This window comes from Metasolibacillus meyeri, from assembly GCF_003049505.1.
In the GTDB taxonomy this organism is placed as follows: domain Bacteria; phylum Bacillota; class Bacilli; order Bacillales_A; family Planococcaceae; genus Metasolibacillus; species Metasolibacillus meyeri.
The window spans coordinates 51,280-67,744 of sequence record NZ_PYWN01000038.1; the positions used below are offsets into that span (position 1 = coordinate 51,280).

A 16,465-nucleotide genomic window follows, 5' to 3' on the forward strand; every position below is an offset into this window, starting at 1 on the left:
TTAAGAAGAAATTATTTAACTTCTACAGAAGCGCCAACTTCTTCAAGTTTGCCTTTGATTTCTTCAGCTTCTTCTTTAGAAATGCCTTCTTTAAGAGCTTTAGGAGCGTTGTCAACAACCTCTTTAGCTTCTTTTAAGCCTAAACCAGTGATTTCACGAACCACTTTGATTACTTTAATTTTTTCAGCACCAGCGCTAGCTAATACTACATCAAATTCAGTTTTTTCTTCAGCAGCGCCTGCAGCACCACCAGCAACTACAGCTACAGGAGCAGCCGCTGTTACACCGAATTCTTCTTCGATTGCTTTTACTAAATCGTTTAATTCAAGAACTGTCATAGCTTTGATAGCTTCTAAAATTTGCTCTTTGTTCATTTTAATTTCCTCCTACATTAGGTTATATTTTAAGTTTTAGGCGATTAAGCCGATAGTTTGTGAAGCTCGGTAGCAATTAAGCCCCTTGTTCTTCTTTTTGTTCTGCAACTGCTTTCGTTGCAAGTGCGAAGTTGCGCACTGGTGCTTGAAGTACAGATAAAAGCATAGAAAGTAGACCTTCGCGTGATGGAAGTTCTGCAAGTGCTTTAACATCTTCAAGTGATGCAATAGTGCCTTCGATAATACCTGCTTTAATTTCTAACGCTTCGTTCTTTTTAGCGAACTCGTTAATAATTTTAGCTGGAGCTACAACATCTTCATTTGAGAATGCGATAGCGTTTGGACCTGTTAAATGTTCATTAATACCTTCAACGTTTGCAATTTCAGCAGCACGACGAGTTAAAGTATTTTTGTATACTTTGAATTCTACGCCAGCTTCACGAAGTTGTTTACGAAGCTCTGTTACTTGGCCAACAGTAAGACCGCGGTAGTCAACAACTACTACAGATGCAGCAGCTTGGAACTTTTCAGCGATTTCTTGTACTTGAACTTTTTTAACTTCAACAGCTTTGCTCATTGGATGACACCTCCTATAAGAATGAGTCATTTATACCGACAAAAGAAAGCCTCTATATCTAAATAGACATAGAGGCAGAAAGTCATCATCTTAAAAAGATTCCGAATTCCGTTGTCCTCGGCAGGATGATTAAGTGCCTGATGCACACCTACTGTCTACGGTACAAATGGATGATTCACAACAGAAACCATAATAACAAATAGTCAAGCTGTTGTCAATACTTTAAATTGATTATTTAATCACTACATTAGAAGCATCAACTTTAACAGCTGGGCCCATTGTAGTAGTTACGTTTACAGATTTCATGTAAGTACCTTTAGCGGCAGCAGGTTTTGCTTTTTGAACTACATCAAATACAGTTAAGAAGTTTTCTACTAACTTACCTGTTTCGAAAGAAGATTTACCGATAGGAGCGTGGATGATACCATCTTTCGCTGCGCGGTATTCTACTTTACCAGCTTTGATTTCTTCAATAGCTTTTGTTACATCAAAAGTAACTGTACCTGTTTTTGGGTTTGGCATTAAGCCTTTTGGACCTAACACACGACCTAGTTTACCAACTTCACCCATCATGTCTGGAGTAGCTACGATTACATCGAAGTCGAACCAGCCTTGTTGGATTTTTTGGATGTACTCAGCATCGCCTACATAATCTGCACCAGCAGCTTCTGCTTCTTTAAGTTTTTCACCTTTAGCGAAAACTAATACGCGTTGAGTTTTACCAGTACCGTGTGGAAGTACTACTGCACCACGGATTTGTTGATCGTTTTTACGAGTATCAATTCCTAGACGGAATGCTACTTCTACTGTTGCATCGAAGTTTACAGTGCTAGCTTTTTTCGCTAGCTCAATTGCTTCTTCTACAGAATATAATTGTGTACGGTCAATTAATTTAGCTGCATCTTGCAGTTTTTTACCTTTTTTAGCCATTATAATTTCCTCCTTGATTGTGGTTATAGCGGAATTTTACCTCCCACGAATAAAGGTTGCGCACTACTCGAGTGCCGCAACCTTCCAAAAACAAATGCATCATCAAGTAAATGGGAATTAGTCTTCGATCACAATACCCATGCTACGTGCAGTACCTTCAACCATTAACATAGCCGCTTCAACTGATGCAGCGTTAAGGTCTGGCATTTTTTGTTCAGCGATTTCGCGAACTTTATCACGTTTAACCGTTGCTACTTTTTTACGGTTTGGTTCACCAGATCCAGATTGGATACCAGCTGCTACTTTAAGTAGAACTGCTGCTGGTGGAGTTTTCGTAATGAAAGTAAATGAACGATCTTCGAATACTGAAATCTCAACAGGAATGATTAAACCTGCTTGATCAGCAGTACGAGCATTGAACTCCTTACAGAATCCCATGATATTCACACCTGCTTGACCTAATGCAGGACCAACTGGCGGAGCTGGGTTAGCTTTACCAGCAGGGATTTGAAGTTTTACAACTTTAATAACTTTTTTAGCCACGAGACACACCTCCTTAAGTCCGTGATGTGGTAATTGGGTTACCCCTCCCACTCAAATATCTGTCTGTCAGCTAATTTGCCGATAACATTAAAAATCTATCAATTGCCAGCCGAAAATGGTTTACAGTCTGACCTATGAAATGATATCACTTTTATAGCATATACGCAAGTACAAATAATAATCAAATTCAAATTCATTACTTTTTAGCGTATTCTTACGCGATTTTGATTAGATTTTGCGAATTTGCTCGAAGCTTAACTCCATTATTGTCTCGCGTCCAAACATATCAACGCTAACTTTCACTTTCGATTTCTCTACATCTACTTCTTCCACTTTTCCTTGGAAGTGAGCAAACGGTCCTTCTAATACTTCTACCAATTCGCCTATCTCTAGAGCAATATCACCAAGAGTCGTCTCCTTCATGCCCATTTGAGCAAGTAGACGCTCCGCCTCTTCTGGCAATAACGGTGTTGGTTTTGCGCCGCCGCCCGAAGAACCAATAAAGCCTGTTACTCCAGGTGTATTACGAACTACATACCAAGAATCATCCGTCATAATAATTTCCACCAACACATAGCCAGGGAAAACTTTTCGCATAACCGTACGCTTCTTACCATCTTCTTTTACATCCACTTCTTCTTGCTCTGGAACGATAACACGGAAAATTTTATCTTGCATCCCCATCGTTTCAACGCGCTTTTCCAAATTTGCTTTTACGCGATTTTCATAACCTGAATATGTGTGAACTACATACCAATTCTTTTCCATAGCTACAAGGACTTTTCGTCCGTCCCCTCCTTTTTTATTTTAATTCAGCCGAAGTATCCTCCATCTATAGGGAGACGGCGAGATACACGCTAAATTAGCATTTAATTCAACGCATGTCCAAAACGCCCACCGAGAAAGAAAAACTCATTCTAAGAACCCCCATGTGCGCTTAACGACTAAGCAACCAACAATGGCATGGTCCAATGTCACAAATTTCGAAGCGATGTGTTGTATCGATTTTAGGTTAACTTCCACTCGCTAGAAAAAATCTGTAGATAATTACGTCAAAGCGTAATTGATTTTTTCGCCAAATGAAAAAACCCGTTATGACTACGGACGGGCTATTTCATCAATATCAATATTATTTTACAAACTTAAGAACCAGCGGAATAACTCAGAAATACCTAAATCAATTACCGAAAAATATAAAGCCATCAGTATAACTGTTACAATAACAACAACTGTATACTTCGTTAGCTCTTTACTTTTTGGCCAGCTTGTTTTTCGCATTTCTGTGCCTACTTCTTGCAGAAAAGTTGTTACTTTACTCATTCCAGCTTAACCTCCAAAATCAATGATATCCTCTATATCGTTTGTTTATGCACCGTATGTTCATTGCAATGCGCGCAAAATTTCTTGAGCTCTAGTCGCTTTGTTGCGCCCTCTTTAGCAGGCATCGTATAGTTTCTTGAGCCACATTTTTCACAGCTTATAATGACTTTCTTTGCCATTTGTATCACCTTTTCGGCATTTTGTCTTTTCAAGACTAACACCTAACAATGATGCTGTCAACAAGCTTCTTACCGTTAACGAATACCTTCAGCTTCTAAATGGCGCTCCAATTTCCGCTTCACTCGTTGCAATGCATTATCAATTGATTTGACATGACGATTCAACAATTCAGAGATCTCATAATAAGATCTACCCTCTAAGTACAACGCAAGTACTTGTTGCTCTAGCTCGCTCAATACTTCGCTTACCTTTGCCTCTAAAAAGTTGAATTCTTCTTGATTAATCATCGCATACATAGGATCATCCGATAAGGGACTTGTAATAATATCCATTAGTGTCCGTTCCGATTCCTCGTCATAGATTGGCTTATCTAGTGACACATAGGAGTTGAGCGGTATATGCTTTTGTCTTGTAGCCGTTTTAATGGCTGTAATAATTTGTCTTGTAATACATAGCTCAGCGAACGCTCTGAACGAAGCAAGCTTGTCCCCATTATAATCACGTATCGCTTTGTATAGGCCAATCATGCCTTCTTGTACAATATCTTCTTTGTCAGCTCCAACAAGAAAATAAGACCTTGCCTTCGCTTTCACAAATAAACGATATTTTGTTATTAAAAAATCTAGCGCATCTGTATTACCTAGACGAACTTGCTCTACAAGCTCATCATCAGAAAGCTCTTCAAATTGCTGTACGGTTGGCATCTTACTACTTTTAAGCAATCGCTTCACCTCAGTCACTTAAGAATCGTTAGCAACAGTATAATTGAACTGGGGAGAAAAGAAAATAAAATGCAAATGAAGTATTTATTTCATCATCCCTATAAGGTAACTGTCTGAAAAGACATTTTAAGACAGTCCCTTCATTTGCGACAGATAGTATTTATAAAGGTTTTGCCTTTACCAACACCCCATCACGCTATTTCAAACCTCGTCGCCATTTTTCAAAGGCGAGCTCCACATCTTTTGATAAATGAATGCGCGAAACAGGTTTCTCTACTTGCGTTTTTTTCACTTTTGACGAAATTTTTTTTTGAATAATTTGCATTTCAATTTCTAATTCACGGGCAGATTTACGCAGTGCCCCTTGTCCAAATACTACATTTTGCTCTGTCATGTCGGAAGTTGCAACATGAATTTGTACTTTCCTAGCCTTTAGCTCATTCGTTAATTTCTCTATACGCTCGTCAGCCGTTTCATTTTTTCTTGTGAAAATCACTTCAACATCGTGCTTCATATACAATCGTTCAGTGCCTGGAACAAGATAAGCATCGAATACAATAATAACTCGCCACCCCATCGTCGCTTTATATTCAGCAAGTAATTCCACTAAACGGTCACGAGCATCTTCTAAGCTTTTATCGCGCAATGGTCGTAGTTCCGTCCAAGCACCAATCATATTATAGCCATCTACTAGCAAAATATTTTGCATATTACAATGTTTGACGGTTACGGTAAACTTCGTACATTAGCAAAGCCGCTGCAACAGATGCATTTAACGACGTGACATGACCAACCATCGGCAAATGGTATAGAAAATCACATTTCTCTTTGAGTAGACGGCTCATGCCTTTGCCTTCACTGCCAATAATAATTGCCAGTGGTAAAGTAGCATCCATTTTGCGATAATCAGCCGAGCCCTTTGCATCGGTACCAGCAATCCATACACCGCGCTCCTTAAGCTCCTCTACCGTTTGTGCTAGATTCGTCACACGCACAACAGGCACATGCTCAATCGCTCCAGTAGAAGCTTTCGCCACAACAGCCGTTAAACCTACCGCACGACGCTTAGGAATAATAATACCATGTGCACCAACCGCATCCGCTGTACGCATAATGGATCCTAAATTATGTGGATCTTCCAACTCATCTAAAATTAAAAAGAATGGGTCTTCCTGCTTCGCTACTGCCGCTGCAAATAAATCTTCCAGATCTGCGTAATCATAAGCTGCAACAGATGCAACGATTCCCTGATGGTTCGCATCTGTTAGCTGATCCACCTTCTTCTTTGGTACAAATTGTACAAGTACGCCACGCTCACGTGCTAAATCTACTAGCTCTTGAACGCCCGTTTTTTTCACGCCTTCTGCAATCCACAACTTATTGATTTCACGACCTGAACGCAGCGCTTCTAATACAGGATTCTTCCCTGCAATCATTTCATTCGTTTGCTCCGCCATCTACGACACTCCCTTCGACTGTTCTACGATTGTTATTGCGTAATCAATGATTTCATAAACGCGAGTCAGCTCTCCCGATAAATACAAGCTACCGAGCACCGCTTCAAAGCCTGAGCTATTGCGATATGTTTGCACATCTGTATTTTTCGGTATAGAGCCAGATTTTGCATTGCGACCTCGCTTAAATACCGCAATCTCTTCCTCTGTTAAATAACTTTCCTCTATTAAACGATAGATTATCATCGACTGCGCCTTTGCTGAAACATATTTCGTTGCTTCACGATGCAATGTATTTGGCTTTACTCGCCCCATGAGCAGAAGGTGTTCACGCACCTTCTGCTCAAGCACCGCATCACCCATATAGGCAAGCGCCAACGCATTCAATTGTTTAACATCTTCTTTTCGAAGCTCTGACATATTATTACCCTCGTTTCCAGCGTGTCCCTTGGCGCGTATCTTCCAGCACGATATTCAAGCTTAATAAATGGTCACGAATTTCATCAGAGCGTGCAAAGTCACGATTTTTACGAGCCTCGATGCGCTCTTCAATTAACGCTTCAATTTCTTCATCAAGCAACTCTTCTTCCACTTTTAACACCACACCTAGAACACCGCTAAGTACATCAAATGTCGTTAAGAATGTTTGTAAAACCTTTTGCTCTGTATTACTTTCAGCTGTATAAATATTCGCTAAACGAGCTAACTCAAATAATGCTGTAATCGCATTGGCTGTATTAAAGTCATCATTCATCGCTTCCTCAAACTGCTGCTGGATTGCCGCAATTTGTGTTAGCCATTCATCCGCATGATCTACTAAATCAGCTGACGTTGCAAGGCGGTGTTCCACATTGCTATAGGCTGTGCGGATTCGCTCTAAACCTGTGCGAGCAGCCTCCACTAAATCTTGTGCAAAGTTAATCGGCTGACGATAATGCACAGATAGCATAAAGAAGCGCAACACCTGTGGGTCGATTTGCTGACGAATATCATGCACTAATACAAAGTTCCCTAATGATTTCGACATTTTTTCATTATCAATATTAATGTAACCATTATGCATCCAATAACGCGCAAATGTTTTATCATTATGCGCCTCTGATTGCGCAATTTCATTTTCATGATGTGGGAATGTTAAATCTTGACCACCTGCATGAATATCAATTGTATCACCTAAATGTTCACGTGCCATCACCGAGCATTCAATATGCCAGCCTGGTCGTCCATCCCCCCAAGGGCTAGCCCAAAAAATTTCATTTGGCTTCACCGCTTTCCACAACGCGAAATCCAGTGGGTCTTCTTTTTTCTCTCCTGCCTCAATACGTGCACCCACTTTTAAATCATCAATCGATTGATGTGATAGCTTACCGTAGCCATCAAATTTACGCGTGCGGTAATAAACATCTCCTGCTGATTCATATGCATAACCTTTATCAATTAATACTTGAATAAATTCGATAATATGATCCATATGCTCTGTCACGCGTGGATGTGCATCTGCTTTATCGCAGCCTAATGCTGTAATATCGTCAAAATACGCAGCGATAAAACGCTCCGTTAGCTCAAATACTTCCTCGCCTAATTCGTTTGCTGCTTTAATAATTTTGTCATCTACATCCGTAAAGTTAGAAACGAACTTCACTTCATAGCCTGCATATTGCAAATAGCGACGCACTGTATCGTAGACGATAACAGGGCGGGAATTTCCGATATGAATATAGTTATAAACAGTCGGTCCGCACACATACATTTTGACCTTACCCTCTTCTAATGGCACAAACGTTTCTTTTTGTCTTGTTAATGAGTTAAAAATTTGAATGCTCATTTTTCCCTCTCCTTTTTTAATAATGAAAAAACGTCCCTGCCACAAAAATTGTGACAGAGACGCGTAATTAGCGTGGTTCCACTCTGCTTGAAAGGGATGATAAATTCATTTCGCCCCAACGTAATTGTGTCCAGATTTTTTCAACATCCATGACATCCGCCAGAGGCATTATTTTCATGCATCGAGTAATTTGCACACTCGTTGAATGAAAATACATCCACTTTCCGCTCCAAGTCCTTTTAACGAGGGACGACTTCGGCTTGCCTACTCCAGTTTCAGCGAAGCGCTCAAAGGTGCATTTCCGTGTTGCCTAGGCTCAGACTACTTTCAGCCAACGATAGTCCTCTCTTATAGAGCATGCGCGACGTACTTCTCCTTCTCAATGCTTTTATCTATAGTAGCTTCATTGTACAAAAATGTGCAAAAAAAGCAATCATTTAGTTCGCATATTTTTCTACACGAGCAAGTACCTTTTCTTTACCAATTAATGCAATTGCATTCGGTAGCTCTGGGCCATGTGTCTGTCCCGTTGTTACCACACGAATCGGCATAAATAAATTTTTACCTTTATGACCTGTTTCTTTTTGTACTGCTTTGATTGCTGTTTTAATCGATTCTGCATCAAATGCTTCTAATGCTTCAAGCTGCGTTTTGAAGGATGTCATTACTTCAGGTACTTGCTCCCCTGCTAACACCTCTGTAGCTGCCGCATCATAATCGATTTCATCTTTGAAGAACAACTCAGAAAGCTCAACAATTTCAGCACCAAAGCTCATTTGATCATGGTATAAGCCAATCAATTCAGAAGCCCAAGCAGCTTGTTCTTCGTTTAGCTCAGCAGGTAAAACATTCGCTTTTTGTAAATGCGGTAATGCTAATGCAACTACCTCTTCACGCGATAGCTTTTTAATATATTGGTTGTTCATCCAAGTAAGCTTCGTTTTATCAAACATTGAAGGCGATTTTGATAAACGCTTTTCATCAAATAGCTCGATAAATTGCTCCTTTGAGAAGATTTCCTCTTCCCCTTCCGGCGACCAGCCAAGCAATCCGAAGAAATTGAACATTGCTTCTGGTAAATAACCTAAATCTTTATATTGTGCTACGAATTGAATAATCGTTTCATCACGCTTCGATAGCTTTTTACGATCTTCATTGACAATCAATGTCATATGGCCATATTGTGGATACGCCCAGCCGAATGCATCAAAAATCATCATTTGCTTCGGTGTATTCGATAAATGCTCTTCCCCACGGAATACGTGTGAAATTTCCATGAAGTGGTCATCTAATACAACCGCATAGTTATAAGTTGGGATACCATTTGCCTTGACTAATACCCAGTCACCCACATCCTTTGATTCAAAAACAACCTCACCGCGCACTAAATCTGCAAATTTATACGTTGTATCTGCTGGCACGCGCATACGGATTGTGTACACTTCCCCTGCTGCTTCCTTCGCTGCAACTTCATCTGCCGTTAAATTGCGGCATTTCCCATCATAAGTCGGTGCAGCAACACCGTTTGCTTTTTGCGCTTCACGCGATGCTTCAAGCTCTTCTGATGTACAGAAACATTTATACGCTTTCCCTTCTGTAAGTAAGCGCTCTGCATGCTCCTTGTAAATATCAAGGCGCTCCATTTGGCGATACGGGGCATAGGGTCCACCGATATCGATTGACTCATCAGGGATAATCCCTAACCAACGTAAATTATCAAGCTGAGACGCTTCCCCACCCTCAACGTTACGCTCAATATCAGTATCCTCAATACGCACGATAAATTTACCGTCATGATGCTTTGCATATAAATAATTAAATAACGCTGTACGCGCTCCACCGATATGTAAAAAACCTGTTGGTGATGGCGCATAACGAACGCGAACTTGTTTCGTCATAATATAAAAGCCTCCTAAATTTTAAGTCATGAAAAAATTTCCGACCGTTTTAACTTTGTCCATTTTACCATTGTCCATATACAAAGAAAAGTGCGGCGAATAAAAAAGCAAATTGCTCAACACGACTTCATGAAAAATGCAAGTAGCCGTTGGAAAAACATGCACCCCAACAGCCACTCTGTTACTTTTTAATTAACAAAATTGTTGCCAATGCCGCAATTCCTTCTTCCCGACCAACAAAGCCTAATTTCTCTGTTGTTGTGGCTTTTACATTGACCTGTGAGACATCCGCATTTAATAACTCCGCAATTCGGTTGCACATTGACTCGATATACGGTGCCATCTTAGGCCGCTGTGCCATAATTGTTGCATCTACATTGCCTAACACATAGCCTTTATCCTCAACAATTTTCCAAATATATTGTAGCAATTTTGCTGAATCAGCATCTTTCCACTCTGGGTCTGTATCAGGGAAATGACGCCCAATATCCCCTTCACCAATTGCCCCAAGCGCTGCATCCGTAATCGTATGTAACAATACATCTGCATCTGAATGCCCTAAAAGCCCACGCTCATGCGGAATTTCAATACCGCCTAAAATTAATTTGCGTCCTTCCGCAAATGCATGTACATCATAACCTTGCCCTACTCGAAACATATTCATCCTCCTTTTAATTAATTATTTACTTTCTATCATATCAAAGTTTCCATAGAAATAGAAAAAAGCGCGCTCAAAACATTGCTTTGAAACGCGCTTTTTCTGCTATGGTCAATAACACTTCACTTTTCGTGACAACTGTAAATGGTTAAATATGATACTCAATATTTTTCATTTGGCTATTGCTGATATTCGGAGATGGCTGTGAATTGTACACGCGAGAATACGGTGGTACAGAATGCGTTAGCCAAATATTACTACCTAACACCGAATCATGACCGATTGTCGTATCTCCGCCTAAAATCGTAGCCCCTGCATAAATAACCACATTGTCCTCAATATTTGGATGACGTTTAATACCTTTAATTGGATTGCCATTTGCATCAAGTGGGAAGCTTAGTGCACCTAACGTTACACCTTGATAAACCTTCACATTTCTACCAATCGTACATGTTTCCCCAATTACCACACCTGTACCATGGTCAATGAAGAAGGATTCGCCAATAGATGCTCCTGGATGAATATCAATACCTGTTAAACGATGTGCATGCTCTGACATAATACGTGGCACAATTTGCACACCCATCTCATACAATTCATGTGCAATACGGTGGATAAACATCGCAACAACCGATGGATAGCTTAGCAAAATCTCCTCTGTAGAAAGAGCTGCTGGATCTCCATTATATGCAGCTTGAATATCTGTTTGTAGCACTTTACGAACCGTTGGGAATCTAGCAATTAAATTCATGACGATTTGGTCTGCCTGCTCACGGCAATATGTTTCACAATTTGCTGGATTGCTATCCTCCATATTATAAATCAATACTTTTTCAATAATATCACGCAAATCTAGCGCTGCTTCGCGTAATTTATTACTGCTTACAATATTAATGCGTATCTCATCAATCGGTGGTGTCGTGTAAATCCCTGGGAATAGCACTTCATGAAATTTATCTAAAATTTTATAGATTTCATCACGCCCAACAAAGCCAATAGAATTTTCAATATCAATATATTGTTTATTTATATCATTCAGAGAGCTCGTAATTGCTGGTACTTTTTCGTTCAACCATTCATTTAAATTCATAACAACAAAACACCCCTTCATTTTCTCATTAACCATATAATAATACTTGTGTTTTTATAAGGGTACAAAAGATTACTGTCGTTTGCAACAGTTCATTTTATTTTCACTCAATGAGTATTTGACAAGAGGAATTTAGATTAATAATGCTACACCGTGTTGGTGCATAGTATGCATGGAAAATCAAACGCTAGTATAGAAGTTAAAGCGGTTATCTGGGCAAGCAATAAGCAAATCGGCATTACAAATAATACATTCAGTAAATCTGAACTAGAGAAAACTTTATATTCTATCGTTGACTAAAATTATAATAGTAGATTTTATTATTTTATTGTGATTACCGTTCTATACTTTTCTTTTCTGAAATTTCATGCGATAATGATAATCGTTATCAATTAAAATTAAATGATTATTTTTTAGGATGGAGCGACATAAATGCAAAATATATATGATGTAACAATTATCGGCGGTGGTCCCGCAGGTTTGTATAGCGCTTTTTATAGTGGATTACGTGGTTTGAAAACAAAATTGATTGAAAGTCAGCAAGAATTGGGAGGCAAAGTGTTACTCTATCCTGAAAAGCTTATTTGGGATGTTGGCGGTCATCCCCCTGTACTTGGAGGACAATTTGTTAAACAATTAATCGAACAAGCAAAAACATTCGAACCTACCATTTTAACGAATACCAAAGTTGATTTTATAGAACGTCACGATGATTTATTCATCATCCGTACTTCAAAAGGTGAGCAACATTACTCGAAGACAATCCTTTTAGCAATTGGTGGAGGCATTATTAGCCCACAAAAGCTTACATTAGAAGGGGCAGAAAAATATGAAATGACAAATTTACATTATACAGTGCAATCGTATCAGCGCTTTGTTGACAAAGAAATTATTATTTCAGGTGGCGGTAATGCTGCGATTGATTGGGCAGTTGAACTTAGCCCTATCGCAAAAAACGTGACTGTTGTTTATCGAAGCGAACAGCTATCAGCCCATGAAGCAACAATTGAGGAAGCGATCAAGGCCGGCGTGCAAATTGAATGCAACACAACTATTACAAAGCTTACAGCAAATACAGAAAAAACAGCCATCCAGTTCGTCACATGTGAAAATTCACAAACGCAACAAAGTTATACACGTCAAATTGATGAGGTTATCGTAAGCCACGGCTATAACCGCGAATCCTCCGTCGAATTCGATGAAGCCATCGCATTATCGAAAAAGGACGATTACTATTTTGAAGGAAAAGCAACCGGTGAAACAGTACATCCTGGTATTTTTGCAGCAGGTGATATTTTAACATTCGAAGGCAAAGTTAACCTTCTTATCGGTACTTTCCAAGATGCAGCAAACGCGGTTAACTCCATTAAAACGTACTTGGAGCCAAGTGCTTATCGTTATGGAATGGTTTCATCACACAATGACCTGTTTAAAGAGAAAAATCGTTCGATTATTGAAAAGCAGTTAGTAAAAGCAAGCAAGTAAAAATAGGCCTAATCAGAGGTACAAATTACTTCCAACTAACAAGAGTTTTACGTTATTTACTTTAACAAAAAGGCTTTAAAATAAGTTTTTCAACCTTTCAGAAACTTCCCATAACAATTAAATTAAGTCACTGAGGACAATTCAACTTGATTATCTTCAGTGACTTCTATTTTTTAACAACGATGAAAAATAGCACTTAATAAATGAACACAGTTTGACGCTTATCCTGAAATACAAGGTTAGTCAACCATAAAAAGTGAGGACCACGAAGGTTTTTCCCCTTGTTCAACGGCACTTAATGTGGCTATAATACCACTTATACCTTCTAGTACCCCCAAAGAAAGAGCCTCTTTGCCATTATGATCAATATCATAAAATCCCAATGGATTTTTAGGGTTATAAAAATTGGCTAACTTTACTTTTAACACTTGAATAAATTGATATAGCTCTTCATCTTTAGTTTCTAAGTACATTAAAAAGGTTAAGTGCAGAACCCCAGATACCCCATGACAGAAAGTTGGAGAAGTTAATCTTAAGTCTTCAAATGGATATTTTGCCAAGCCCTTAAAGGTAGTTAATGCAAATTTCTTATAACGCTCGTTATTAAGAGCTCGTCCGCTTAACCATAATGTTCTAGCTACTCCTGGCGTACCATAACACCACGCAAATGGATATTTCTGAGTGGTATCAAGTTGATTATTTAATAATTCCTGTAAATTAAGTTTAGAAGGCCACCATATACCAACAGCGTCTTTCTGCCCCCATTGTATGAGGAATTCACACATTTCTTTAATAGTTTCAGTTTGTCTAGGTTGGTTAAATCCATATTCCCTAGAAATAGCTAGTAAGGCTAGTGGCCCACAAATCCCATGAGATAGCCCCAAATCCAAATGTCCATCTGGGTAATTGGTTTTATCATCGATATATTGGTTTTCCACAGTAATAAAATATTGTGGCAAGAGGAGCCCATTAAAATCTTTCTTTTCGTTTAGAAGAACGAAGTAATCTATTATGTCTTTTATAAGATTGTATATTTTTGTATCACCTTTAAAATTAAGCAAATATCTAGCCATTCCAGCTAATCCGTATATCGTTTCAAAGTCGAAACTATTCACTTTTCCATTTTCAATATTATTAAGTGCTTGCCTTAGATAAGCATCAGTATTGGTAAAAATAACATCATTAAGTTGACTAATAAGATTGGTATAATTTTTGCCTTTATCCGAAACTAAATAAGCAGAGGCAGAAATTCCTGTTATCCCACTCCAGAGTGATAAATTTAGAGATGGAAGATTATCAATTATATAGCTCAAGATTTTAAATGCATATTTATTCCACTCCTTATCTTTGTAGCTTAATTGTGACGATAAAACCAGCAATCCTGACAAACCTGTGGCCAAAGTGAAATCAATTGTTTGTTCAGAATGCTCCTCTTGTGTTTGCAAAAAAGACAACAATTCCTTTGGATCCGAGAAATTTGATTGAAAATTTTGAATAAAATATTGAAAATCTTTATCTGATATTAAATCTGTACTACTCATTTTACATACCCCCCTAAAGGCAAATCCATATTATTACATTAAATTACCTTACCTTAAAATTATTCATTTGTAGTTTATAAAGTTTTGAGTAGATTCCTTCATTCTCTATAAGGCTATCATGGGTACCTTCTTCAGCAATTTCACCGTCACTTAAAACTATAATTTTATCGGCAAAGTGAATAGAAGTATACCGATGGGAAATAAAAACTCCAATTTTGCCTTCAACCAGCTCAGCAAATCTCTTGAAGATATCAGCCTCCGCTTCAGCATCTAAAGCTGCACTTGGTTCGTCAAGGATGTAAAGAGAAGCATTTCTCATGAACGCCCTGGCAATAGCTAAACGTTGCCATTGGCCACCAGATAATTGATAACCATCTAAAAAGTATTTTCCTAGCTGTGTATCTAATTTATTAGGTAGGTTTTCAGCAAACATTGTTAATCCAGTTTGTTCTAATGATTCACTAATCTTATCCTTATTATCATGATTGTTAATATCACCGAAGCCAACATTATTTGCAAGGGTCATTTCATAGTTAACAAAATCCTGAAAAACGACACCTATTTCTTCATATAACTTATTTATCGGAATGTTCCGAATGGATTCACCATTAATTAGTATCTCCCCTTCAAAATCTGGATAAAGTCTGGATATTAACTTAATTAACGTAGACTTACCTGATCCGTTTTTCCCCACCACTGCTAATGTTTCTCCCTTATTAATAGTTAAATTTATATTTTTTAAAGCGTAATTACTTGTATTAGGATATTTAAATGAAACATTTATGAACTCTACTGACTGTATTTTTGATGGAAAAGAGTTAGTTAGTTGTTTTAATTCTATTTCATCTTCTTTATCTTCGAAATCAAGGAAGGAAAATAACTGCTCAATATATAAGTTATTTTTACATATATTAACAATATCCCAAACTATATTTTGTGAATTGGAGAATGTTAAAGATACCACTGAAAAATATGCAACTAGACTACCTATACTAATCTCACCTTTGTATCCAGCATAGGCGATAAAGAAAATAACTACACCAACTATAATGTTACCCATTAATTGAGAAAAAATGGATAGCTTTGTACGCTTTTTAGCTAAATATTTATCCTCATCAAGAAATTGATTGATTATATTTCGATATTGATTAAGAAGGTAGTTATTTAATTTAAAAAGCTTAGCTTCTTTAAAGCTCGAATCTCTAATTTGTAATTGTAAAAGATACCAAGCTTTTCGGTAATTAGGAATTCTTTTATAGTGAATCAAAAATTCTGTCTTACCTAGACTTAAGTAAGCATAGAAAAACAAAACTGGTATAACACCCAATAACAATGTCAGTTTCCAACTCCAAGAGAAAAGTATCGCTGCTGATGACAATAACGTAACAATACCTGTGATAATGGATAAAATTTGTTCAAATATTTGATAAGGTCTAAAGCTAGCTTCTTGTTGTGAACGTTGTAGTTGATCTTGTATAAGTGAATTTTCAAAACTTGGTAAACTCATTCGACCAACTTTTTTAATAATTTCAATGTTTACATAGTTTGATATATAGGTTTGATAAACTGTAGTTGTATGTAGCTGAAAGATTAATAGCAACTCATTTAAAAACAAAAGTCCAATAAAAATAAACAAAGGCAACATCACTACATTAAAGCTCGTATTAGATTCAAGCGTTACTACTGTATTGACGACTTGTTGTGTTGCCAGCAATGTTAAAGCTGGCAACATACCACGTCCGATAGAAAAAAACCAAATACTGAGAAAATAAATTGGATTCGCCTTCCAAAGCATTTTAAAAATACGAGGCCAATAAGAAAAAGTAAAAAGGATATTTCTTACATTAATAGATTGATCAGTGACCATT

General features: G+C 38.0%; 18 protein-coding genes and 1 other annotated feature. Of the genes, 1 reads left to right on the forward strand and 17 read right to left on the reverse strand.

Annotated elements, in window-relative coordinates; genetic code table 11:
- Positions 1-11: 11 nt before the first annotated feature.
- The 15 genes from rplL to epsC form a co-directional block, all read right to left on the reverse strand.
- Entirely contained in the window at positions 12-374 is a 363-nt protein-coding gene (gene rplL / locus C9J34_RS06605; protein ID WP_107839065.1) for a 50S ribosomal protein L7/L12, read from the reverse strand.
- A gap of 76 nt (positions 375-450) precedes the next feature.
- Entirely contained in the window at positions 451-951 is a 501-nt protein-coding gene (rplJ, locus tag C9J34_RS06610) for a 50S ribosomal protein L10 (RefSeq protein ID WP_107839066.1), read from the reverse strand.
- A 34-nt stretch (positions 952-985) separates the two neighbouring features.
- Positions 986-1,130 (reverse strand) — a sequence feature (ribosomal protein L10 leader region).
- Positions 1,131-1,182: 52 nt separating this feature from the next.
- Positions 1,183-1,881 carry a 50S ribosomal protein L1 gene (gene rplA, locus C9J34_RS06615; protein WP_107839067.1) on the reverse strand — a complete coding sequence of 233 codons (699 nt, stop codon included), beginning with the start codon at positions 1,879-1,881 and terminating at the stop codon, positions 1,183-1,185.
- Between the two features lie 117 nt (positions 1,882-1,998).
- Positions 1,999-2,424: a 50S ribosomal protein L11 gene (gene rplK, locus C9J34_RS06620; protein WP_042478596.1), complete on the reverse strand. Its 426-nt coding sequence runs from the start codon at positions 2,422-2,424 to the stop codon at positions 1,999-2,001.
- A gap of 228 nt (positions 2,425-2,652) precedes the next feature.
- Positions 2,653-3,192 (reverse strand): transcription termination/antitermination protein NusG, encoded by a 540-nt coding sequence (nusG, locus tag C9J34_RS06625; protein ID WP_107839069.1) that lies wholly within the window; start codon positions 3,190-3,192, stop codon positions 2,653-2,655.
- A gap of 366 nt (positions 3,193-3,558) precedes the next feature.
- Positions 3,559-3,744: a preprotein translocase subunit SecE gene (secE, locus tag C9J34_RS06630; protein ID WP_107839070.1), complete on the reverse strand. Its 186-nt coding sequence runs from the start codon at positions 3,742-3,744 to the stop codon at positions 3,559-3,561.
- A gap of 32 nt (positions 3,745-3,776) precedes the next feature.
- Positions 3,777-3,923 carry a 50S ribosomal protein L33 gene (gene rpmG / locus C9J34_RS06635; protein ID WP_107839113.1) on the reverse strand — a complete coding sequence of 49 codons (147 nt, stop codon included), beginning with the start codon at positions 3,921-3,923 and terminating at the stop codon, positions 3,777-3,779.
- Between the two features lie 75 nt (positions 3,924-3,998).
- Positions 3,999-4,628: an RNA polymerase sporulation sigma factor SigH gene (gene sigH / locus C9J34_RS06640; protein ID WP_107839071.1), complete on the reverse strand. Its 630-nt coding sequence runs from the start codon at positions 4,626-4,628 to the stop codon at positions 3,999-4,001.
- A gap of 214 nt (positions 4,629-4,842) precedes the next feature.
- Entirely contained in the window at positions 4,843-5,355 is a 513-nt protein-coding gene (locus C9J34_RS06645; RefSeq protein WP_107839072.1) for an NYN domain-containing protein, read from the reverse strand.
- A gap of 1 nt (position 5,356) precedes the next feature.
- Positions 5,357-6,103 carry a 23S rRNA (guanosine(2251)-2'-O)-methyltransferase RlmB gene (gene rlmB / locus C9J34_RS06650; RefSeq protein WP_107839073.1) on the reverse strand — a complete coding sequence of 249 codons (747 nt, stop codon included), beginning with the start codon at positions 6,101-6,103 and terminating at the stop codon, positions 5,357-5,359.
- Positions 6,104-6,520 (reverse strand): Mini-ribonuclease 3, encoded by a 417-nt coding sequence (locus C9J34_RS06655; protein ID WP_107839074.1) that lies wholly within the window; start codon positions 6,518-6,520, stop codon positions 6,104-6,106.
- 4 nt (positions 6,521-6,524) lie between these two features.
- A complete protein-coding gene (cysS, locus tag C9J34_RS06660) occupies positions 6,525-7,925 on the reverse strand; it encodes a cysteine--tRNA ligase (RefSeq protein WP_107839075.1) in 1,401 nt (466 codons plus the stop codon).
- 437 nt (positions 7,926-8,362) lie between these two features.
- Positions 8,363-9,823, reverse strand: coding sequence for a glutamate--tRNA ligase (gene gltX / locus C9J34_RS06665; protein ID WP_107839076.1), 1,461 nt, complete (start codon positions 9,821-9,823; stop codon positions 8,363-8,365).
- A 181-nt stretch (positions 9,824-10,004) separates the two neighbouring features.
- Positions 10,005-10,481, reverse strand: coding sequence for a 2-C-methyl-D-erythritol 2,4-cyclodiphosphate synthase (gene ispF, locus C9J34_RS06670; protein ID WP_107839077.1), 477 nt, complete (start codon positions 10,479-10,481; stop codon positions 10,005-10,007).
- Positions 10,482-10,629: 148 nt separating this feature from the next.
- Positions 10,630-11,571, reverse strand: a complete 942-nt coding sequence (epsC, locus tag C9J34_RS06675) for a serine O-acetyltransferase EpsC (protein ID WP_107839078.1) — start codon at positions 11,569-11,571, stop codon at positions 10,630-10,632.
- A 432-nt stretch (positions 11,572-12,003) separates the two neighbouring features.
- Between epsC and C9J34_RS06680 the strand changes: the two genes are divergently transcribed.
- Positions 12,004-13,056 carry an NAD(P)/FAD-dependent oxidoreductase gene (locus tag C9J34_RS06680; RefSeq protein ID WP_107839079.1) on the forward strand — a complete coding sequence of 351 codons (1,053 nt, stop codon included), beginning with the start codon at positions 12,004-12,006 and terminating at the stop codon, positions 13,054-13,056.
- Positions 13,057-13,295: 239 nt separating this feature from the next.
- On the opposite strand, the gene C9J34_RS06685 is transcribed toward C9J34_RS06680, so the two are convergent.
- Both C9J34_RS06685 and C9J34_RS06690 read right to left on the reverse strand, forming a co-directional pair.
- Entirely contained in the window at positions 13,296-14,597 is a 1,302-nt protein-coding gene (locus tag C9J34_RS06685; RefSeq protein ID WP_107839080.1) for a lanthionine synthetase C family protein, read from the reverse strand.
- A 43-nt stretch (positions 14,598-14,640) separates the two neighbouring features.
- Positions 14,641-16,464: an ABC transporter ATP-binding protein gene (locus C9J34_RS06690; protein ID WP_107839081.1), complete on the reverse strand. Its 1,824-nt coding sequence runs from the start codon at positions 16,462-16,464 to the stop codon at positions 14,641-14,643.
- Between the last annotated feature and the right edge of the window lies 1 nt (position 16,465).